21 protein-coding genes, 1 tRNA gene and 1 riboswitch are annotated in these 19,911 nt (G+C 71.5%); of the genes, 15 read left to right on the top strand and 7 right to left on the bottom strand.

The window, feature by feature from the left end; all coding sequences use genetic code 11:
* The first annotated feature begins 34 nt into the window (after window positions 1–34).
* The 3 genes from AC3EUJ_RS04940 (at window position 35) to AC3EUJ_RS04930 (ending at window position 1,132) form a co-directional block, all read left to right on the top strand.
* Entirely contained in the window at window positions 35–358 is a 324-nt protein-coding gene (locus tag AC3EUJ_RS04940; protein ID WP_431959688.1) for a DUF3618 domain-containing protein, read from the top strand.
* Window positions 359–368: 10 nt separating this feature from the next.
* Window positions 369–707, top strand: coding sequence for a GroES family chaperonin (locus AC3EUJ_RS04935; RefSeq protein ID WP_431959687.1), 339 nt, complete (start codon window positions 369–371; stop codon window positions 705–707).
* Between the two features lie 4 nt (window positions 708–711).
* Window positions 712–776: riboswitch (guanidine-III (ykkC-III) riboswitch) on the top strand.
* A 35-nt stretch (window positions 777–811) separates the two neighbouring features.
* Window positions 812–1,132, top strand: coding sequence for a DMT family transporter (locus AC3EUJ_RS04930; protein ID WP_361002094.1), 321 nt, complete (start codon window positions 812–814; stop codon window positions 1,130–1,132).
* 55 nt (window positions 1,133–1,187) lie between these two features.
* Here AC3EUJ_RS04930 and AC3EUJ_RS04925 read toward each other — a convergent pair whose 3' ends face one another.
* Window positions 1,188–3,419 (bottom strand): transglycosylase domain-containing protein, encoded by a 2,232-nt coding sequence (locus AC3EUJ_RS04925; RefSeq protein WP_431959686.1) that lies wholly within the window; start codon window positions 3,417–3,419, stop codon window positions 1,188–1,190.
* A gap of 272 nt (window positions 3,420–3,691) precedes the next feature.
* On the opposite strand from AC3EUJ_RS04925, the gene AC3EUJ_RS04920 reads away from it, so the two are divergent.
* The 3 genes from AC3EUJ_RS04920 to AC3EUJ_RS04910 are packed head-to-tail and all read left to right on the top strand — an operon-like array spanning window position 3,692 to window position 6,265.
* Window positions 3,692–4,492 (top strand): ABC transporter permease, encoded by an 801-nt coding sequence (locus tag AC3EUJ_RS04920; RefSeq protein WP_431959685.1) that lies wholly within the window; start codon window positions 3,692–3,694, stop codon window positions 4,490–4,492.
* Window positions 4,485–5,288 (top strand): ABC transporter permease, encoded by an 804-nt coding sequence (locus AC3EUJ_RS04915; protein ID WP_431959684.1) that lies wholly within the window; start codon window positions 4,485–4,487, stop codon window positions 5,286–5,288. Before AC3EUJ_RS04920 ends, AC3EUJ_RS04915 begins: the two co-directional genes overlap by 8 nt.
* On the top strand, window positions 5,288–6,265 hold the full coding sequence (locus AC3EUJ_RS04910) for an ABC transporter ATP-binding protein (RefSeq protein WP_431959682.1): 978 nt from the start codon (window positions 5,288–5,290) through the stop codon (window positions 6,263–6,265). The genes AC3EUJ_RS04915 and AC3EUJ_RS04910 overlap by 1 nt, the downstream gene beginning before the upstream one ends.
* 596 nt (window positions 6,266–6,861) lie before the next feature.
* On the opposite strand, the gene AC3EUJ_RS04905 is transcribed toward AC3EUJ_RS04910, so the two are convergent.
* Both AC3EUJ_RS04905 and AC3EUJ_RS04900 read right to left on the bottom strand, forming a co-directional pair.
* Window positions 6,862–7,974, bottom strand: coding sequence for an aminotransferase class V-fold PLP-dependent enzyme (locus AC3EUJ_RS04905; RefSeq protein WP_431959681.1), 1,113 nt, complete (start codon window positions 7,972–7,974; stop codon window positions 6,862–6,864).
* Between the two features lie 25 nt (window positions 7,975–7,999).
* Complete coding sequence (locus AC3EUJ_RS04900) at window positions 8,000–9,325, bottom strand: SGNH/GDSL hydrolase family protein (RefSeq protein WP_431959680.1); 1,326 nt, start codon at window positions 9,323–9,325, stop codon at window positions 8,000–8,002.
* A 173-nt stretch (window positions 9,326–9,498) separates the two neighbouring features.
* Between AC3EUJ_RS04900 and AC3EUJ_RS04895 the strand changes: the two genes are divergently transcribed.
* The 7 genes from AC3EUJ_RS04895 (at window position 9,499) to AC3EUJ_RS04865 (ending at window position 14,855) form a co-directional block, all read left to right on the top strand.
* The gene (locus AC3EUJ_RS04895; RefSeq protein WP_488180941.1) at window positions 9,499–10,806 is read left to right on the top strand and encodes a DUF445 domain-containing protein; all 1,308 of its coding nucleotides are present in this window, start codon (window positions 9,499–9,501) and stop codon (window positions 10,804–10,806) included.
* 463 nt (window positions 10,807–11,269) lie between these two features.
* The gene (locus AC3EUJ_RS04890) at window positions 11,270–11,581 is read left to right on the top strand and encodes a DUF6412 domain-containing protein (RefSeq protein ID WP_431959679.1); all 312 of its coding nucleotides are present in this window, start codon (window positions 11,270–11,272) and stop codon (window positions 11,579–11,581) included.
* A 112-nt stretch (window positions 11,582–11,693) separates the two neighbouring features.
* Window positions 11,694–12,365, top strand: a complete 672-nt coding sequence (locus AC3EUJ_RS04885; protein WP_431959678.1) for a YidC/Oxa1 family membrane protein insertase — start codon at window positions 11,694–11,696, stop codon at window positions 12,363–12,365.
* A gap of 55 nt (window positions 12,366–12,420) precedes the next feature.
* A complete protein-coding gene (locus AC3EUJ_RS04880; RefSeq protein WP_431959677.1) occupies window positions 12,421–13,278 on the top strand; it encodes a fumarylacetoacetate hydrolase family protein in 858 nt (285 codons plus the stop codon).
* A gap of 135 nt (window positions 13,279–13,413) precedes the next feature.
* Window positions 13,414–14,058, top strand: a complete 645-nt coding sequence (locus AC3EUJ_RS04875) for an HNH endonuclease signature motif containing protein (protein WP_431959827.1) — start codon at window positions 13,414–13,416, stop codon at window positions 14,056–14,058.
* Entirely contained in the window at window positions 14,055–14,723 is a 669-nt protein-coding gene (locus AC3EUJ_RS04870; protein WP_431959676.1) for an HNH endonuclease, read from the top strand. The genes AC3EUJ_RS04875 and AC3EUJ_RS04870 overlap by 4 nt, the downstream gene beginning before the upstream one ends.
* Window positions 14,724–14,771: 48 nt before the next feature.
* Window positions 14,772–14,855 (top strand) — tRNA-Leu (locus AC3EUJ_RS04865).
* A gap of 50 nt (window positions 14,856–14,905) precedes the next feature.
* Here the strand turns inward: AC3EUJ_RS04865 and rdgB are convergent.
* The 4 genes from rdgB to AC3EUJ_RS04845 form a co-directional block, all read right to left on the bottom strand.
* Entirely contained in the window at window positions 14,906–15,514 is a 609-nt protein-coding gene (rdgB, locus tag AC3EUJ_RS04860) for an RdgB/HAM1 family non-canonical purine NTP pyrophosphatase (RefSeq protein WP_431959675.1), read from the bottom strand.
* Between the two features lie 15 nt (window positions 15,515–15,529).
* Entirely contained in the window at window positions 15,530–15,925 is a 396-nt protein-coding gene (locus AC3EUJ_RS04855) for a hypothetical protein (RefSeq protein WP_431959673.1), read from the bottom strand.
* 56 nt (window positions 15,926–15,981) lie between these two features.
* Window positions 15,982–16,728 carry a ribonuclease PH gene (gene rph / locus AC3EUJ_RS04850; protein WP_431959672.1) on the bottom strand — a complete coding sequence of 249 codons (747 nt, stop codon included), beginning with the start codon at window positions 16,726–16,728 and terminating at the stop codon, window positions 15,982–15,984.
* A 97-nt stretch (window positions 16,729–16,825) separates the two neighbouring features.
* Window positions 16,826–17,059, bottom strand: coding sequence for a PTS sugar transporter subunit IIB (locus AC3EUJ_RS04845; protein WP_018564026.1), 234 nt, complete (start codon window positions 17,057–17,059; stop codon window positions 16,826–16,828).
* A 139-nt stretch (window positions 17,060–17,198) separates the two neighbouring features.
* On the opposite strand from AC3EUJ_RS04845, the gene AC3EUJ_RS04840 reads away from it, so the two are divergent.
* Together AC3EUJ_RS04840 and AC3EUJ_RS04835 are read left to right on the top strand one after the other, a co-directional pair.
* The gene (locus AC3EUJ_RS04840; protein WP_431959671.1) at window positions 17,199–18,527 is read left to right on the top strand and encodes a PTS transporter subunit EIIC; all 1,329 of its coding nucleotides are present in this window, start codon (window positions 17,199–17,201) and stop codon (window positions 18,525–18,527) included.
* 123 nt (window positions 18,528–18,650) lie between these two features.
* Entirely contained in the window at window positions 18,651–19,901 is a 1,251-nt protein-coding gene (locus AC3EUJ_RS04835; protein ID WP_431959670.1) for a PTS transporter subunit EIIC, read from the top strand.
* The last annotated feature ends 10 nt before the right edge of the window (window positions 19,902–19,911 follow it).

Raw genomic sequence — 19,911 nt, 5'->3', positions numbered from 1 at the left:
GGTACCGGTCGACTAGGACGATGGAGGCGGAGCAGTGTCGGATGGCAGGAGCCCTGCTCAGATCGAGGCGGACATCGCCCTCAAGCGGCAGGCGCTGGCCGCGACGCTGGACGAGATCGCGGTGCGGGTGCACCCCAGCACGATCGCGGCCGACGCCAAGGCGAAGGTCGCCTCGGCGGTGGACCGCACCGCGGGCCGTGCCTACGTCGCGGTGAACCGCGGTGTGACCGAGCTGCGGGGCCACTTCGTGTCGGAGGACGGCGCGCCGCGCGTGGAGCGCATCGTGCCGGTCGCGGTGGCGGCGGTGGCGCTGGTCGCCGTGGTGGCCGGGCTCTCACTGCGCCGGCGTCGCCGGTAACGTCGTACCTGTGAGTTCGAATACGCATGACAAGCTTCCCATCCGCATGCTGCACGACCGCGTGCTGGTGCGCTCCGACGTCCCCGAGGGCGAGCGGCGCTCCGGCGGCGGCATCCTGATCCCCGCCACGGCCGCCGTCGGCAAGCGGCTCGCCTGGGCCGAGGTGGTCGCGGTGGGACAGAACGTACGGACCGTGGAGGTCGGCGACCGGGTGCTCTTCGACCCGGAGGAGCGGGCCGAGGTCGAGGTGCGCGGCACGGCGTACGTGCTGATGCGGGAGCGGGACCTGCACGCGGTGGCCGCGGAGCGGCTGCAGGGCTCGGAGGACTCCACCGGCCTCTACCTCTGATTTGTTATCGTCGGCTTCGTCCCCCTGACGAGACGCGCCGTACCAGGGCCCATGCAAAGACGACGCACCCCCTGAACCCCTCGAGGATCGTGGAGGTGCCCGTCATGGCATGGGTCCTGTTGTGTGCCGCCGGCCTGCTCGAGGTCGGCTGGTCGGTCGGCATGAAGTACACCGACGGCTTCACCCGGCTGTGGCCCAGCGTCGGCACGGGGCTCGGCATCGTGGCGAGCATGCTGCTGCTGTCGTACGCGGCCAGGACGCTGCCGATCGGCACCGCCTACGGGGTGTGGGTGGGTATCGGCGCGGCCGGCGCGGCGGTGCTCGGCATCGTCGTGCTGGGTGAGCCGGCGACCGCCGCCCGGATCTTCTTCATCTGCCTGCTGCTGGTGTCCGTGGTCGGCCTGAAGGCGACCTCGGGGCACTGAGGCACCGGGCCCGCTCCGGGCGCCGCCGGAGACCCCCGGCGGCGCCCGGTCCGGCCTACGGGAAGTCGTCCCCGCCACCGGGGTCGCCGTCCAGGCCGCCGATGGGCAGTCCGCCGCCCTCGGGGCCGCCGTCCGTGCCGGGGCTGGACGGGCCGCCGGGTTCGGTCGGCTCCTCGCTGACCGGCGGTTCCTCCGTGCCGGGCGGCTCGGACGTCTGCGGCGGGGCCGGGGCGGTCGGCGGGGCCGTGGTGGGCGGCGCGGAGCTGGCCGGCGGGGCGGTGGTCGGCGGGGCCTGGGCGCCGGGCGCCAGCCGCAGCTTGAAGTTCTTCACCGGCTTCCCCTCCAGCGCGTCGGCCGTGTACTGGGCCCAGATCTGCGTGGGGTAGCCGCCGCCGTTGACCCGGGGCAGTCCCGTGACGTTGTACAGCTTCTTCTGGCCGTACGGCGGCTCGGGGTCCTGGCCCATGACGGCGACGACGGTGGCCAGGTCCGGGGTGTAGCCGGCGAACCAGGCGGCCCGGTCCTCCTCCGCCGTGCCGGTCTTGCCCGCGGCGGGCCGGCCGGAGGCCTGCGCGGCGGTCGCGGTACCGCCGCGAACCACCGAGCGCAGGATGGACGTCGTGGTGTCGGCGGCCTCCCGGTGCACGGCCTGCGTGGGCCGGCGCACGGGCAGCTGCACCTCCTGCCCGTTCTTGGTGATCTTCACCACCATGGTGTACGGGACGTACCGGCCGTGGTTGGCGAGCGTCGCGTAGGCCTGCGCCATGTCCAGCGGGCTCGCCGTCATCGTGCCGAGCGCCATCGCCGGGGTGGTCACCAGCTTCACCTTCTCCGGCATGCCCAGGGCCCGCACCGTGTCGTTGACCTCGCCCGCCCCGACGTCCTGCGCCATCTGGGCGTAGACCGAGTTCACGGACTTGTCCATGGCCTTGGTGACCGTGATCGGACCGTAGGAGACGCCGTCCTCGTTCTCCGGGGCGTAGCCGGTGGGGCCGTCCGGACCGATGACCTCGCGCTTGTTCCGGCCGTCGTAGACGGTGTACGGGGTGATGCGCCGGTCGTTCTGGGTGGTGGCGTCGTTCTGCACGGCGGAGGCGAAGATGAACGGCTTGAAGGTGGAACCCACCTGGTAGTCGGAGCGGGTCGCGTTGTTGACGTACTGCTTGGTGAAGTCGACGCCGCCGTACATCGCGACGACCTTGCCGCTGGCCGGGTCGATGGACGCCCCGCCGACCCGCACGAACCTGTCGGCCGGGTGCGCCTTGGGGTCGAGCTTGTCCAGCAGCCGCTTCTCGGCCGCCTTGACGAAGGCCTTCTCCTTCTTGCGGTCGATGGTGGTGGTGATGCGGTAACCGCCGGAGCGCAGGGTCTCCTCGTCCAGGATCTTCGCCCCGTACAGGTAGTCCTTGACGGCCTCGACCAGGTAGCCGCGCTGGCCGGACATCCCGGTGGCGGCCTTGGCCTTGTGCGGCTCCGGGAACTTCAGCCCGGCGCGCTCGCCCGCGCTCAGCCAGCCCTCCTTGACCATGCCGTCCAGCACGTAGTCCCAGCGGGCCCGCGCCTTGGCCTTGTTCTCCGGATGGGCCACGATGTCGTACTCGCTGGGCGCGTTGAGCAGGGTCGCCAGGTACGCGCCCTCGGCGGCGTCGAGCTCGTCGGCGTCCTTGCCGAAGTAGGCCTGGGCGGCGGCCTGGATGCCGTAGGCGTTGCGGCCGTAGTAGCTGGTGTTGAGATACCCCTCGAGGATCTCCTCCTTGGTCTTCTCGCGGTCCAGCTTGATCGCGATGAAGAACTCCTTGGCCTTGCGGACCGCCGTCTGCTCCTGGTTGAGGTAGTAGTTCTTGACGTACTGCTGGGTGATGGTCGAACCGGACTGCTTGCCCTTGCCGGTGACCGTGTTCCACGCCGCGCGCAGCATCGCCTTCGGGCTGACCGCGGACTCGTGGTAGAAGTTCCGGTCCTCGGCGGCCAGGGTGGCGTGCTGGGCGACCTCGGACACCTGGTCCAGGCCCACGTTCTCGCGGTTGACCGCGCCGTCGCGGGCGAGCTGGGTGCCGTCGGAGTACAGGTAGACGTTGCTCTGCGCGACCGCGCCCGCGTTCGCCTTGGGGATGTCGACCAGTTGGTAACCGATGATGAACGCCCCCGCGCACGCCAGCACGACCAACAGGAACGCGCCGAGCACCCCGCGCCAGCTCGGGATGAGTCTGCGGGCACCGGTGCGCTTCGGCTTCTTGCCGGAGGGCCGGTTCTCCCAGCCGCCGGGGGAAGCGTTGCTGCTGCTCATGTCTGTACTGACTCCTCCGCGGCCGCCGAGGGTTGTGCCGCGGCGGAACATCTTGGGTCAATCGTGCCGTACGACCCGCCGGACACCCTCCCACCATCAGGACAAAACGGGTCATCGCTGCGCATCCGTGACAAGCCTGTGACAGGCCGAAAGCGTGACACCCACCACCCCGCCGGGTGAAAACTCCATGGCATCGGGAGGTCACCACGAGTAAGGTCGGGCGCTTGCGCGCGAACGGGCGGACCCGTTCCCCATCACCGGGAGGAGGGACCATGCACCTGTACGCGACCGTGGCGGCGAGCGGCTTCCGGCGCCACGCCACGTACCGGGTGGCCACCGCGGCCGGCGTATTCACCAACACGGTCTTCGGCTTCATCACCGCATACACCTACATCGCCCTCTGGCACGAACGGCCCCACCTGGGGGGCTACGACCAGTCCATGGCGTTGACGTACGTCTGGATCGGGCAGGCACTGTTCGCGACCTCCTCCCTCATGGGCGGCGGGTTCCAGGACGAGCTGATCGAGCGCGTCCGCAGCGGCGACATCGCCGTCGACCTCCACCGCCCCGCCGACCTGCAGGCCTGGTGGCTCGCCGCCGACCTCGGACGGGCCGGCTACCAGCTGATCGCCCGCGGCGTGGTGCCCATGGCCTGCGGCGCCCTCGCCTTCGACCTCGCCCTCCCGGCCTCCCCCGCCACCTGGGCCTGCTTCCTGCTGTCGGTCGCCCTCGGGGTCGTCGTCAGCTTCGCCCTGCGCTATCTCGTCGTCCTCAGCGTCTTCTGGCTCATGGACGGCACCGGGATCGTGGCTGTCTCCGGCCTGTCCACGCTCTTCTTCTCCGGCATGCTGCTGCCCCTCAACGCCTTCCCCGGCGAGCTGGCCGCGATCACCCTGCTGCTGCCCTGGTCAGCACTGCTCCAGGTCCCCGCCGACATCCTGCTCGGCCGGCACACCGGCGCCGCCCTCGCCGCCGCCCTGGGCTTCCAGGCCGTCTGGGCGGTGCTCCTGCTCGGCGCGGGGCGGCTGCTGCAGTCCGCGGCCACCCGCAAGGTGGTGGTCCAGGGTGGCTGAGGCACTGCGCGCCTACGGGCTGATCGTGTGGATGTGGACCCGCTCGACCATGGCGTACCGGGCGTCGTTCGCGATGACCGCGGCCGTCAACTTCGCCGCCACCGGGCTGGACTTCCTCACGATCCTGCTGATGTTCTCCCAGATCGACCGGCTCGGCGGCTTCTCCCTGCCCGAGGTCGCCTTCCTCTACGGCACCGCCGGCATCGCCTTCGGCATGGCCGACCTCGCCCTGGGCAGCATGGAGCGGCTCGGCGACCGGGTCCGCGACGGCACGCTCGACACCCTCCTGGTGCGGCCCGTGCCCGTGCTCGCCCAGGTCGCCGCCGACCGCTTCGCCCTGCGCCGGATCGGCCGTATCGTCCAGGGACTGCTCGTCCTGGGCTGGTCGGTGACCCGCCTGGAACTGCACTGGACCGCCCTGGACCTGGTGCTGCTGCCGGTGATGCTGCTCAGCGGCGCCGGGATCTTCGGCGCGGTCTTCGTCGCCGGCGCGGCCTTCCAGTTCTGGGCCGGCGACGCCTCGGAGGTGCAGAACTCCTTCACCTACGGCGGCGCCACCCTGCTGCAGTTCCCGCCGTCGGTCTTCGCCAAGGACCTCGTACGCGGCGTCACCTTCGTGGTGCCGCTCGCCTTCGTCAACTGGCTGCCCGCGCTGCGCATCCTCGGCCGCCAGGACCCCCTCGGCCTGCCCGGCTGGGTGGACTTCGCCCCACCGCTGGTCGCCGTCGCCTGCTGCGCCCTGGCCGGCGCCGCCTGGCGGGCGGGCCTGCGTTCGTACCGGAGCACCGGGAGCTGATGCCCGACATGACCTCCCTCATCGAACTCGACGGCGTCGAGAAGGTCTTCGACGTACGCCGCCGCGCCGGCCTGCTGCGCCGCGAACGCCGCCGGGTACGCGCCGTGGACGGCCTCTCCTTCACCGTCCCCGCCGGCCAGGTGGTCGGGTACATCGGGCCCAACGGCGCCGGCAAGTCCACCACCGTCAAGATGCTCACCGGCATCCTCACCCCCAGCGGCGGCCGGCTGCGCGTCGCCGGCATCGACCCCTCCCGCGAGCGCACCCGGCTCGCCCGCCGCGTCGGCGTCGTCTTCGGGCAGCGCACCACCTTGTGGTGGGACCTGCCGCTGCGGGACTCCTACGAACTCGTGCGCCGCATGTACCGCGTCGACGCCGCCCGCTACCGCCGCAACCTCGACCGCTGCGTCGGCCTGCTCGACCTCGCACCGCTCCTGGACGTCCCCGTACGGCAGCTCTCGCTCGGCCAGCGCATGCGCGGCGACATCGCCGCGGCGCTCCTCCACGACCCCGAGGTGCTCTACCTCGACGAGCCCACCATCGGGCTGGACGTCGTCAGCAAGGCGAAGGTGCGCTCGTTCCTGCGGGCCGTCAACACCGAGCAGGGCACCACCGTCCTGCTCACCACCCACGACCTCACCGACATCGAGCAGCTGTGCGGCCGCGTCATGGTGATCGACCACGGCCGCCTGGTGTACGACGGGGGGCTCGACGGGCTGCACGCCGCGGGCGAGAGCGAACGCACCCTCGTCGTCGACTTCGAACGGGAACTGCCGCCCGTGGAACTCCCGGGCGCCCGCTGCGAGCGCGTCGAAGGACCCCGGCAGTGGATCGCCTTCCCCGCGGCCGCCAGCGCGGCGCCCCTGGTCGCCGAACTCACCGCGCGGCACGGCGTCGTCGACCTGTCGGTGCGCGAACCGACCATCGAGGACGTCATCGCCCGCATGTACACCGCGAGCAGCACCGCCCCGGCCTGACGGACCGCAGCCGCCCCGACGGTGCCACGGGGGCGGGGGCCGGTGTGCGTGCCGAGCCGGCCGGCGACGCGCCCGGAACGGGTGCCCGGGCCCCGATCGTCGCGGGCCCGGCCCGCTCGCCCCCGCACCGGCACCCTCCCCGACCGCCGACGCCACCCACGGGCGTACCGGCGACCGGCCCACGGCGTCCACGACCGCCGGGCCGGCCCTGCGGGAAGACTTGGGCAAACCGCCCCCGACTGCGCGATGGGCACGATGTGCGGCCATCACGTGACCGGCCCGACAACGGCCGCACCACCGTCCGGCAGCCCACCCCGACGCGATCGTCACGGGCCCGGCCCGCTCGCCCCCGCACCGGCACCCTTCCCGACCGCCGGCGCCACCCACGGGCGTACCGGCGACCGGCGCCGCGGGTCATCTGCGGCGAGCTCCCCGACCCCGGTCCGTACTTGCCCGGCAGGCTCGTTGGGCCCCGCAGAGCGCGTGGGCACCCCGGGCCGCCATGAGGACGGGGGCCGCAATCGACGGAGTCCTCCCCGGCACGGGGACGTTCCCGACCGGGAGCGCGGGCCGGACCGCGTCGTCCCGCCCGGGGGTCAGCGCAGCGAGGTCAGCGCCGCCCGTACCCGCTCCACCGCGCCCGCCGTGGTCGACGCGTGCGCCGACAGCCGGACGGAGTCCGTCCGCACCGACGGGGTCACCCCGTGCGCGTGCAGTGCCTTGGCGACCTGGGCCGGGTCCACGTCCGGCACCGCGAAGGACACGATGCCCGCCCGCTCGGCACGCGCCACCGGGGACAGCACCTGCCCGCCCGCCGAACGGACCACGTCGATCAGCTCGTCGACCCGGCGCGCGACATGCGCCTCGATCGCGGCCACCCCGACGCCCTCGACCAGCTCCAGCGCCACCGCGAAGGCCGCGGCCGTCACCGGGCTCAGATTGGTGATGCTCCAGCGCAGCGCGTCCGGCGCGACCGGGTGCTCGGTGTCGTCGAAGACGGCGACGTCCTCCACCCCGGTCCACCCCGTCAGCGTGGGCTCCAGCCGCTCCAGGGCCCGGTCCGACAGCGCCGCGAAACCGGTCGCCCAGCTCGCCCGCAGCCACTTCTGGCCGCCCGCCACGACCACGTCCGCCGCCTGCCACGGCAGCTCGACGACGCCGAAGCCCTGCATCGCGTCCACCACGAGCAGCCGGTCGCCGACGACCTCGCGCAGCGCGGCGAGGTCGGCCCGGTACCCGGTGCGGAAGTCCACGGCGCTGACCGAGACCGCCACCACGTCGTCCGTCAGCGCAGCGCGCACCGCGTCCGGGGTCGGCGCGCCGTCCAGCCAGCGCGGGACCGCCCGGCCCAGAGCGGCCGTACGCCGCCACGGGTAGTGGTTGGCGGGGAAGTCGGCCGACGGCACCAGGACGGCGCCTGCGGGCACACCGAAAGCGGCGTGGAAGAGCCCGGTGGAGGCGTTGGGCAGCAGCGCCACGTGCCCGGTGTCCGTCCCCGCCAGCCGGGCCGCCGCGGCCCGGGCGCGCGGCTCAGCCCGCATCAGCTCGTTGACGGTGGTGTGGTCGGCCTCGGCCGACGCCGCCAGGGCGGCCGCTGTAGCGTCCAGGACGTCCCGCGAGGGCGGGCCGTAGCGTGCGAAGTCCAGGTAGCCCTCGGGCTCGCTGAAGTGCCCGGCGTAGCCGGGCAGACCGCCCGTGTGGTCCGTCATGGGTCTCGCCGTCCGTCCGTACTCGTCACACCTTGGCCGCCGCGCCGCCCTTGAGCAGCGACAACCGCACAGTCTCCGCCATGCGCAGGTAGCCGGCGTCACTGGGGTGCAGATGGTCGCCGGAGTCGTAGGCGGGCAGCAGCGCGGAGGGACGGCGCGGGTCGCGCAGCGCCCGGTCGAAGTCGATCACGTCGTCGTACACCGTGCCCGCCCGGATCGCGGCGTTCACCTGCTGCCGCACCGCCTCGGTGTGCGCGTTGAAGCCCGCATGGCCCCCGCTGGGCATCAGCGTGGCGCCCAGCACCCGCAGCCCGCGCTCGTGGCCGCGCGCCACGATCTCCCGCAACCCGGAGAGGATCTCGCGCGCACCGGTCCGCTGCGGCGGCCTGATCACGTCATTGATGCCCAGCTCGACGACGAGCGTGCGGACGCCGGTCTGGGAGAGCGCGTCGCGCTCGAGGCGGCTCAGGCCGCTGGGATTGCCGCCGTTCTCGCCGTCGCGCAGCACCCGGTTGCCGCTGATCCCCTGATTGAGGACGCCGAGCCGCAATCCCCGGTCACCGGAGCCGCGCAGCCGCGCCGCCAGGCGGTCCGGCCAGCGGTGGTTCGCGCCGGACGTGGAGGTGATGCCGTCGGTGATCGAGTCACCGAACAGCACCACCGACCCGGCCGCCTGCCGCGTGAAGACGTCCACCCCCGTCACATAGCGCCAGTAGGGGGTCCGCGCGGTGTAAGCGGCGCCGTCGGTCCGCGCGGTGCGCTCGCCGAGCGCCATGAACGAGGTCTGCCGCGCCCGCGGGTGGTACGTCACCGGGCCCGAGGCCTGCGGCGTGTACGTCGTCACCAGGAGGTCCGCCGCCTGCGGCACGGCCAGTTGCACGGGATCGCTGACGACGCCGCCGCCCGCGGGGATCCGCACCTGCGTCCGCCCGCCGAAGGTCAGCGACCGCATCGTGCCGCGCGCCGCGGCCGGCGACCCCTCGGCCGCCGCGACGGCGACCGTCGCCCGGCCGATCAGCAGCGGCGTCCGGCCGAAGAGGTTGGAGAGGTGGATGCGCACCGAGGTGCCGCCGACACTGGTGTGCACCACGTTGCGGATCGACCACCCCGCGTAGCCCTTGGGCACGTTCGGCTCGCCCCCGACCGGGGATGCCGACCAGGTGCCCACCCAAGAACCGGACGCCGCGGGCGCGGCCTGGTTGGGGACACCGGGCAGTCCGGCCGCCACCGCGGGCCTCCCGGAACGGCCGGAGGAGTCGCCGCGGCCGGCGGTGACGAAGATCGCGGCGGAGAGAACCGCGACCAGCGCGACAATTCCGGCGAGCAGTGCATAACCCGTCGATCTGGCCATGCGGCGCTTCACTCCTGGGATCAAAGGGCGGGAAACCGGCGCGATCCGCTGCCGCCATGATCCCATGGAGGCGTCGGGCCTGCCCGTCTGCATTGTCGGACGCCGGGAACTCGTTGTTCGTTCCACTCGAAGAGTGTGGTGTGGACGATACGCGGAAGGAGTGGATGCGGCGGATGGAAACGGCTGCGGTGACCGGATCGGACCAAGACCCGACTCCGGCGTTCTCGTACAGCCCCGCCGACGAGGGCAGGCGGCGCGGCGTACGACGCATGAAGGTGATCGCCACCGGCCTGCTGCTGGTGGCAACAGCCGTGTACGGGCTGGCCAAGTGGGCCGAGTCGGCGGGGGTCGGCGCGTGGTCCGGCTACGTCGCGGCCGCCGCCGAGGCGGGCATGGTCGGCGCCCTCGCCGACTGGTTCGCGGTGACCGCGCTCTTCCGCAGACCGCTCGGCCTGCCCATCCCGCACACCGCGATCATCCCCACCAAGAAGGACGCGCTCGGCCGCACCCTCGGCGACTTCGTCGGCGAGAACTTCCTGTCCCCGCAGGTCGTCCGCACCCGGCTGCGCAAGGTCGGCATCGCCCGGCGGCTCGGCGCCTGGCTGGAACACCCCGACCACGCCGACCGCGTCACCGAACAGGGCGCCGCCGCCCTGCGCGGCGCCCTGACCGTGCTGCGCGACTCCGACGTCCAGGCGGTGGTCGGCGAGGCCATCACCCGGCGCGCCGACGCCCAGGAGATCGCCCCGGGGATCGGGAAGATGCTGGAGCGCGTCGTCGCCGACGGCGGGCACCGGCGAGTGGTCGACCTGGTCTGCGTCCGGGCGCACGACTGGCTGGTCGAGCACTCCGACTCGGTGATGCACGCCGTCCAGGAGGGCGCCCCCGGCTGGACCCCGCGCTTCGTGGACCGCCGGGTCGGCGAACGCGTCTACAAGGAACTCGTGCGCTTCACCGCCGAGATGCGGGACATGCCCGAGCACCCCGCCCGCGGCGCCATCGACCGCTTCCTGGCCGACTTCGCCCGTGAACTGCAGTCCGACCCCGACACCCGGACCCGCGTCGAACGGCTCAAGAAGGACCTGATCGCCCGCGACGAGGTCCAGGACCTCATCGAGTCCGCGTGGGGCTCGGTCCGCGGCATGATCGTCGCCGCCGCCGAGGACGAGCGCAGCGAACTGCGGCTGCGGGCCCGGGCCTCGCTGCTGTCGCTGGGCGCGCGGATGACCGAGGACCCCCGGCTCACCGCCAAGATCGACGGCTGGCTGGAGGACGCCGCCACGTACGTGGTCACCACCTACCGCGACGAGATCACCGCGCTGATCACCGACACCATCGCCGGGTGGGACCCCGAGCAGACCACCCGCAAGATCGAGGCGAACGTCGGCAGGGACCTGCAGTTCATCCGGATCAACGGCACCGTCGTCGGCTCCCTGGCGGGGCTGGTCATCTACACCGTGTCACGGCTTCTGACGGGGTAGCGGGGCGGTGGCGTGAAGCGGGGAGGCCACGGAACCAGGAAACTGACGCCACGTCACCTGCCCGGCCGGCATGGCCACCCGCCCCACGTTCCGCCACGCCGGCAGGGACGCGCGCTGCCGGGCCCCGGCGAAACCGCCCTCGCCCTCGGCGCCGTCCCGTCACGTGGCCCAGGCGGCGGCGCGCACCGGGTCACCACCCTGGAGCGGCAACGGGACCACACCGGCCCCTCCGACACCCCCACCCCCAAGACATCGGATGAATCCGCACCAGCCGGCGGCACCGCACCCAGGAGCCGACCCCGCAGCCGGCGGCGCCGACGCCCGCAACACCGTCCACCCCCGCCGCCACATGACCGGACCCGGCCACCACATCACCCACACCACTGGGGCGACTCGCCGCAGCGGAACCACGCCGACCCCCCGTACGTCATCCCCTGCGGAACGAACGGAAGGAGGAGTCCCCATGATGCGAAGCACCGCCGCAGCCGCACGCGTGCACGGCGCCGCCCTCCTGCTCCTCCTCACAGGCCTCCTGCTCACCCACAGCGGCCTCACCACCACCGTCGCCGCCGCCGCGACCACCGCCACGCTCGCCCTCCTGCTCGGCAGCGCCCTCCGCCTCTCGGCCACCGCACCCTCCGTACCCCGCGGACGCGTCCGCACCGCGCTGCGCGACCGGGAACGCCGCACCGCCTTCCTCCCCCAGCGCGACCCCGACGCCTCCGGCCGCCCACGCCCCAGGGCTCCCGGCCGCCCCCTCCCGACGGCCGCCTAGGGGCAACGCCACCGCCACCGCACCACACGGCACCCGCTGCCCCACCGCGCCCCGTCACGCCGCGCCCACCCGACCGACCGGCACGACGACACCCGCGGAGGGTCCCACCCCCATGTCCGTGTTCACGCACGCCCTGCTCACCCTCACCGACAACCTCGCCCCCCTCACCGGACGCGCCGCCGCACCCGCCGCCGCGATCGTCCTCGTCACCCTCCTGGTACGACTCGCCCTCCACCCCCTCGCCCGCGCCGCCGCCCGCGGCGAGAAGGCCCGCACCGCACTCGCCCCACGCGTCGCCGAACTGCGCCGCAAGCACGCACGCGACCCCCAGGAACTCCAGCGCGCCCTCAACGGCCTCTACACCCAGCAGGGCGCCTCCCCCTTCGCCGGCATGCTCCCGACCCTCCTCCAACTGCCCGCCTTCTTCGTGCTCTACCACGCCTCCTCCACCGCCCGGATCGCCGACGACCGGACCGGCGCCCTGCACGTCGCGATCCTCGTCGTGGTCGCCGCCGTCGCCTACTGGTCCTACCGCCGCGCCCGCAAGGCCTCCCCCGACGCCCAGGGCCTCGCCAAGCACCTCCCGCTGCTCTCCTTCGGCACCCTGGTCACCGCCGCCGTCGTCCCCCCGGCCGCCGGGCTCTACATCGCCACCTCCGCCGCCTGGACCGTCGCCGAACGCGCCTATCTGCACAGGCCACGCCGTGGGCAAGGGGTTGCGGACGCCGCCCCCGCGGCTGGAGGATCAACCAAGACCTCCGATGACCGCCCCCATCGGACATGACCCCGGACACGACCACCGACATGACCACCACCCCCGACCACACCCGGAGAGTCTTGTGAAGCTGCTGCGAGTCGGCCCCGCCGGAGCCGAACGCCCGGCCCTGCTCGACCAGGACGGCACCCTGCGCGACCTGTCCTCCCTCACCCCCGACATCGACGGCCCCCTGCTCGCCGACGCGGACACCCTCGCCCGCATCCGCGCCGCGGCCGCCGACGGCACCCTCCCCGCCCTCGACCCCGACGACCTGCGCGTCGGCCCGCCGCTCAGCCGCATCGGCAAGATCGTCTGCATCGGCCTCAACTACCACGACCACGCCCGCGAGACCGGCGCCGCCGTCCCCGACGAGCCCATCCTCTTCATGAAGGCCCCCGACACCGTCGTCGGCCCCGACGACACCGTCCTCGTCCCCCGCGGCAGCCTCAAGACCGACTGGGAGGTCGAACTCGCCGTCGTCATCGGCGCCGAACTGCGCTACGCGGCCGGCGAATCGGAGGCCCTCGCCGCCGTGGCCGGCTACGCCGTCTCCCACGACGTCTCCGAACGCGCCTTCCAGATCGAGCGCGGCGGCCAATGGGACAAGGGCAAGAACTGCGAGACCTTCAACCCCCTCGGCCCCTGGCTCGTCACCGCCGACGAGGTCCCCGACCCCCAGGCGCTGGGCCTGCGGCTGTGGGTCAACGGCGACCTCAAGCAGGACGGCAGCACCGCCGAGCAGATCTTCCCGGTCGCCGAAGTCGTCCGCTACGTCAGCCAGTTCATGACGCTCTACCCCGGCGACGTCATCAACACCGGCACCCCGGCCGGCGTCGCCCTCGGCCGCCCCGAGCCCAAGCCCTACCTCCGGGCCGGCGACGTCGTCGAGCTCGAGATCGACGGGCTCGGCCACCAGCGCCAGGTCCTCAAGGACGCGTAGCCCCCCAACCCCCCGCCGAAGGGCGCCCGGCACGACACGCCGGGCGCCCTCGCCGCATCCGGACGGCGTAACCGTCGTACAAGTGCGTCGTTAAAGCGTGCGAAAGTGCAACACACGACCGCACGGGGGAAATCAGTGCGCGCAAGCCCCTACACCCGCGATCTCTTGTCCGACGCCGTCGCGTCGTCGCGTACGCTCACCGAGGCGATGATCAAGCTCGGGCTGGACCCGAAGAGCCCGACCAGGGGCTACCTCCGTGAGCGGATGAGACGGTTGCACGTGGACACATCGCATTTCGAACGAGAAGGCGGTCGTTGGACACGCGAACTGCTCACCGAGGCGGTCGCCGCGTCGACAAACATGTATGAGGTACTCAGCCACCTGGGGGTGGACGCCGTCGGCGGCCAGCACACGCACATCAGTCGACGCATCCGCGGGTTCGGCATCGACATCTCGCATTTCGTGACCAGAGCGCGAAGCAAGGGCCGACGGTCGCATGACGAACTCCTGGTCAGGCAGGAAGCAGGGACGGCCCGTCGCGTTCACAGTGACCGGCTCAAGAGCGCGCTGCTGGCGAAGGGCGTCGCCGAGTGCTGCGCGCTCTGCGGTACGGAGCCCGTGTGGTGCGGCCGGCCGCTGCCCTTGGAGGTCGACCACATCGACGGCAACTGGCGGGACAACCGCCTCCGCAATCTCCGTCTGCTGTGCCCGAACTGCCACGCGACGACCGATACGTACCGGGGCCGGGGCAAGCGGCACGACCGGAGCACCACCCAGTGAGCGCCGGGACCCCGTACACCCGCGAACTGCTCGAGGAAGCGGCGGCTCGATGCCATTCCATGAAGGAGGTCGTGGCGTTTCTCGACAGGGTTCCCTACGAAAAGCTGCACCGCTACCTGTACAAGCGGTTCGGTGACTTCGGCATCGACATCTCCCATTTCCGCGGGCTCACTTACGGCGCAGGCCGCAAGCGCCCTCGACCCACGCCCACAGAACTCCGCGAGGCCGTGGCGCTTTCCGTGTCGGTGGCCGAGACCCTCCGTCGACTGAGCAGGCCCGACAACACGCGCACCCGCGCGCTGTTCCGTGCTTGGCTGGCCGAGGACGGACTGGATACCGGGCACTTCCTCGGGCAGGCACACGGCAACCGGAACAGCACCAGGGGCAGGAAGCCCGCAGCCGCCATCCTCGTCGCGCGCAGCGACGGCTACCGCACCAAAGCGGTACTCCTGCGAAGGGCCCTCGCCGAGATCGGCGTGCCGTCCCAGTGCGCACAATGCGGCACCGGCGAGCGCTGGCTCGGCAGGCCGATGACGCTGGAAGTGGATCATATCAACGGCGACCCGCTGGACGACCGAGCGGAGAATCTGCGGCTGTTGTGTCCGAACTGTCATGCCGTCACCGACACCTGGTGCCGTGGGGGCAGACGCCCGGCAGTCAGGTAAACCACCTACGATTCCGCAGCCGCCACCCGTTACCATGGGTGGCGGCTAGCGGCGGTGGCGCAGAGGTGACGCAGCAGACTTAGGATCTGTGGCCCTTGATCGGGCTTGAGGGTTCGAATCCCTTCCGCCGCACCCCTTGCGGCCTGCGAATCCACGAATTGGGTGCGCAGGCCGCAACGCTCTCACCCCAGCAGTTCCCCCACCACCGGCACCAGCGCCCGGAAGGCCTGACCGCGGTGGCTGATGGCGTTCTTCTCCTCCGCGGTGAGCTCGGCGCAGGTCCGGGACTCGCCGAGCGGCTGGAGGATCGGGTCGTAGCCGAACCCGCCCGCGCCGTGGGGCTCGAAGCGCAGCGTGCCGAGGAGGCGGCCCTCGACGACGCGTTCGGTGCCGTCGGGGAGGGCGAGGGCGGCGGCGCACGCGAAGTGGGCGGCGCGGTGGGGGGCGTCGATGTCGGAGAGCTGGGCGAGGAGGAGCTCGAGGTTGGCGCGGTCGTCGCCGTGCTTGCCGGCCCAGCGGGCGGAGAAGATGCCGGGGGCGCCGCCGAGGACGTCGACGCAGAGGCCGGAGTCGTCGGCGACGGCGGGGTGGCCGGTGGCCTGGGCGAGGGCGTGGGCCTTGAGGAGGGCGTTCTCCGCGAAGGTGACGCCGGTCTCGCGGACGTCGGGGATCTCGGGGTAGGCGTCGGCGCCGACGAGCTCCACGCCGAGTCCGGCGTCGGCCAGGATGGCGTGGAGTTCGGCGACCTTGTGGGCGTTGCGGGTGGCGAGGACCAGGCGGGTGTGCGGCATGGTCCGATTATCCCGTCAGCCGGGGGTGCAGACCTTGGAGAGTTCGGATGCGGCGTCGGCGACGGGGGTGATGTCGGGGACTTCGCCGTTCTCGGCGGCCTTCTGTGCGTTCTCGACGGCTTTTTGGAGGTCGCCCACGGCGGTGTCGACGTCGGCGTTGCCGGTCTTGTCGCCGAGTTCGGCGAGGTCGTCGGCGATCTGGTCGAGGGCGTTGGCGGCGTCCTGTGGGCTGTTGCCGGCGTTGCTGACGGCGTTCTGCAGGTTCTGGACGTCGGTGGCGACCTGGGTTGCGACGTTGGCGCAGTCGAGGGCTTTGTCGACGGCGTCCACGGCGCTGCAGCCGACGAGGGCGGTGGTGCCGAGGGCGGCCGCGGTGGCGAGCGCTGCGAGGCGGCGGGTGCGTGGGTGCATACCTTTACATACGCACCGCGCCGTCCTCGGGTTGCGTTTTCCAGACCTTCTCTTTGTCAGCCCTTGGTGATCTGTTCGAGTTCGGTGAGGGCGGCGCGCTGGAGCGCGTCGAGTTCGGTGCAGCCGGCGACGGCGAGGTCGAGGAGGCTGTTGAGTTCCTTGCGGTCGAAGGGCTGGCCCTCGGCGGTGCCCTGGACCTCGACGAAGCGGCCGTCGCCGGTGCAGACGACGTTCATGTCGGTCTCGGCGCGGACGTCCTCCTCGTAGCAGAGGTCGAGCATGGGGACGCCGTCGATGATGCCGACGCTGACGGCGCTGACGGTGCCGCTGAGGGGCTGGGCCTTGGGGCGGACGAGCTTGCGGCCGTGCATCCAGGTGACGGCGTCGGCGAGGGCGACGTAGGCGCCGGTGATGGCGGCGGTGCGGGTGCCGCCGTCGGCCTGGAGGACGTCGCAGTCGAGGACGACGGTGTTCTCGCCGAGTGCCTTGTAGTCGATGACGGCGCGCAGGGAGCGGCCGATGAGGCGGCTGATCTCGTGGGTGCGGCCGCCGATCTTGCCGCGGACGGACTCGCGGTCGCCGCGGGTGTTGGTGGCGCGGGGCAGCATGGCGTATTCGGCGGTGACCCAGCCTTCGCCGCTGCCCTTGCGCCAGCGGGGGACGCCCTCGGTGACGGAGGCGGTGCAGAGGACCTTGGTGTCGCCGAAGGAGACGAGGACGGATCCTTCGGCGTGCTTGCTCCAGCCGCGGTGGATGGTGACGGGGCGGAGCTCTTCGGGGGTGCGGCCGTCGATACGAGACATGGCGTCGAGCCTAGTCGTAGCGCGGCCCGGGGCCCGTGCCGGTCCGGGAACGGGCCCCTTGCGGGTGAGGTGGGGTGGCCCGGCGGTCAGTGCCGGGTCACATCATGTCCTCGATGTCGGCGGCGATGGGGTCGGCGTCGGTGCCGATGACGACCTGGATGGCGGTGCCCATCTTGACGACGCCGTGGGCTCCGGCGGCCTTGAGCGCGGCCTCGTCGACGAGCGAGGCGTCCTTGACCTCCGTGCGGAGACGGGTGATGCAGCCCTCGACTTCCTCGATGTTGTCGAGCCCGCCGAGCCCGGCGACGATCTTCTCTGCCTTGCTGGCCATCTGTACTCCTGGTTGGTCTCGGCCGTTCGGTCCGATTTCACACCGTAATGCAGTGGTGGACCGTATTTGCGGGGATGCATGGGTGACGCAGCCGTGCCGCAACTGGTCTACACCACATTACCTGCCGGGAGGTAGTCCCATGGGTCCGGACGCCGCCGCAGCCGCCCCGCGTCCGAGCCGGAAGTGGGGCTCCGTGCTGTTCCAGGGGCTGCAGAAGATGGGGCGCAGTCTGCAGTTGCCGATCGCTGTGCTGCCGGCGGCGGGCATCTTGAACCGGCTGGGGCAGGACGACGTCTTCGGCCCGGAGGGGCTGGGCTGGGACGGAGTGGCCAAGGTGTTCAACGGCGCGGGCGGCGCGCTGCTGGACGGTTCGCTGGGGCTGCCGCTGCTGTTCGCGGTGGGCGTGGCCATCGGCATGGCGAAGAAGGCGGACGGCTCGACGGCGCTGGCGGCGGTGGCGGGTTTCCTCGTCTACTACGGGGTGCTGCACCAGTTCCCGCAGGACTGTCCGCGGGGGACGGCGTTCCTGGCGACGAGCACCATCAGCGGGGCGTGCATCCCGCCGGGGACGCCGTCAGCGGCGGCTCCGGCGGCGTACCAGAACCCGGGGGTGTTCGGCGGCATCGTGATCGGGCTGCTGACCGCGTTCTTCTGGCAGCGCTACCACCGGACGAGGCTGGTGGACTGGCTGGGCTTCTTCAACGGGCGCCGGCTCGTACCGATCATCATGGCGTTCGTCGGGATCGTCTTCGCGGTGCTGTGCGTGTTCGTCTGGCCGCCGGTCGGCTCCGGACTCACCGCGTTCAGTCAGTGGCTCACGGACCTGGGCTCGTACGGGGCGGGGATCTTCGGTGTGGCGAACCGGGCGTTGCTGACGGTGGGGCTGCACCAGTTCCTCAACGTCTTCGTGTGGTTCCAGTTCGGCAGTTTCACCAAGCCGGACGGGACGGTGGTGCACGGGGACATCACGCGCTTCCTGCAGGGCGACCCGACGGCCGGGCAGTTCACCTCCGGGTTCTTCCCGATCATGATGTTCGCGCTGCCGGCCGCCGCGCTGGCGATCACGCACTGCGCCCGTCCGGCCCGCCGCAAGGAGGTGGGGGGCCTGATGCTGTCGGTGGCGCTGACCTCGTTCGTGACGGGCATCACCGAGCCGATCGAGTACTCGTTCCTGTTCATCGCGCCGGCGCTGTACGCGATCCACGCGGTGCTGACCGGGGTGTCCATGGCGGTGACATGGGGCCTGGGGGTGCACGACGGCTTCACGTTCTCGGCGGGGCTGATCGACTACGTCATCAACTGGAACCTCGCGACGAAGCCGTGGTTGATCGTCCCGATCGGGCTGGTCTTCGCGGCGGTGTACTACACGCTCTTCCGCTTCGTGATCACCAGGTTCGACCTGGCGACACCGGGGCGTGAGCCGGAGGAGATCGCGGAGGAGATGGAGCGGGGCAACGTCAGGGCGTAGCGAGAGCACCACGCTCGGGAGTGTGGTCTAGACCACATCGGAGGAGCCTTTCCTTGACGCGCCGCTTACATGTTAATACTGGTCTACACCACTCGGTGGTTTAGACCAGGAGGAACCCCCCCCATGACAACCGCCACCGCATCGGCGGCCCCCGCAGCGAAGAAGCGGGGCTCCGGCCTTTTCCAGGGCCTGCAGAAGGTCGGCCGCAGCCTGCAGCTGCCGATCGCCGTCCTGCCGGCGGCGGGCATTCTGCTGCGTCTCGGCCAGCCCGACGTGCACGAGAAGTGGCACTTCCCGACCAAGCTGGTCGAGATCTTCGGAACGGCCGGCGGCGCGGTCTTCGACAATTTGCCGTTGCTCTTCTGCATCGGCGTGGCGATCGGTTTCGCCAAGAAGGCGGACGGCTCCACCGCACTGGCGGCCCTCGTCGGCTTCCTGGTCTACAGCAACGTCCTGAAGGCCTTCCCGGTCACCGAGGCCAAGATCCAGGCAGGCGCGGACATCCCCGCGACCTACAACAATCCGGGCGTCCTCGGCGGCATCTTGATGGGGCTGCTCTCGGCCGTCCTCTGGCAGCGGTTCCACCGCACGCGGCTCAAGGACTGGCTGGGCTTCTTCAACGGCCGCCGTCTCGTGCCCATCATCATGGCCTTCGTCGGCACGCTCGTGGGCATCTTCTTCGGTCTGGTCTGGGAACCCATCGGTGAGGTCATCAGTGACTTCGGCGAGTGGATGACCGGTCTCGGCAGCGTGGGCGCCGGCCTCTTCGGCCTGATCAACCGAGGGCTGATCCCGATCGGCATGCACCAGTTCGTCAACTCGGTGGCCTGGTTCCAGCTCGGCGACTTCACCAACAGCGCCGGCGAGGTCGTCCACGGTGACCTCACCCGCTTCTTTGACCACGACCCGACTGCCGGGCAGTTCATGTCCGGCTTCTTCCCGATCATGATGTTCGGCCTGCCGGCCGCCGCCCTCGCCATCGCACACTCCGCCCGGCCCGAGCGCCGGAAAGCCGTGCTCGGCATGATGATGTCGCTGGCGCTTACCTCGTTCCTGACCGGCATCACCGAGCCGATCGAGTTCTCGTTCATGTTCATCGCCCCGTTGCTGTTCGCCGTCCACGCCGTACTCACGGCGCTGTCCATGGCGATCACCTGGGGATTCGGTGTGCATCACGGCTTCACGTTCTCGGCTGGTGCCATCGACTACGGCATGAACTGGACGTTCGCAACGAAACCCTGGCTGATCATCCCCATCGGCCTGGTGTTCGCGGTGATCTACTACGTGGTCTTCCGCTTCGCGATCACCAAGTTCAACCTCCCCACTCCTGGCCGCGAGCCAGACGACGAGCTCGAGGACGCCGCCAAGGCGTAACGCCCGGCGC

Source organism: Actinacidiphila sp. bgisy160, assembly GCF_057707815.1.
This window is presented reverse-complemented; position numbering and strand designations above follow the sequence as displayed.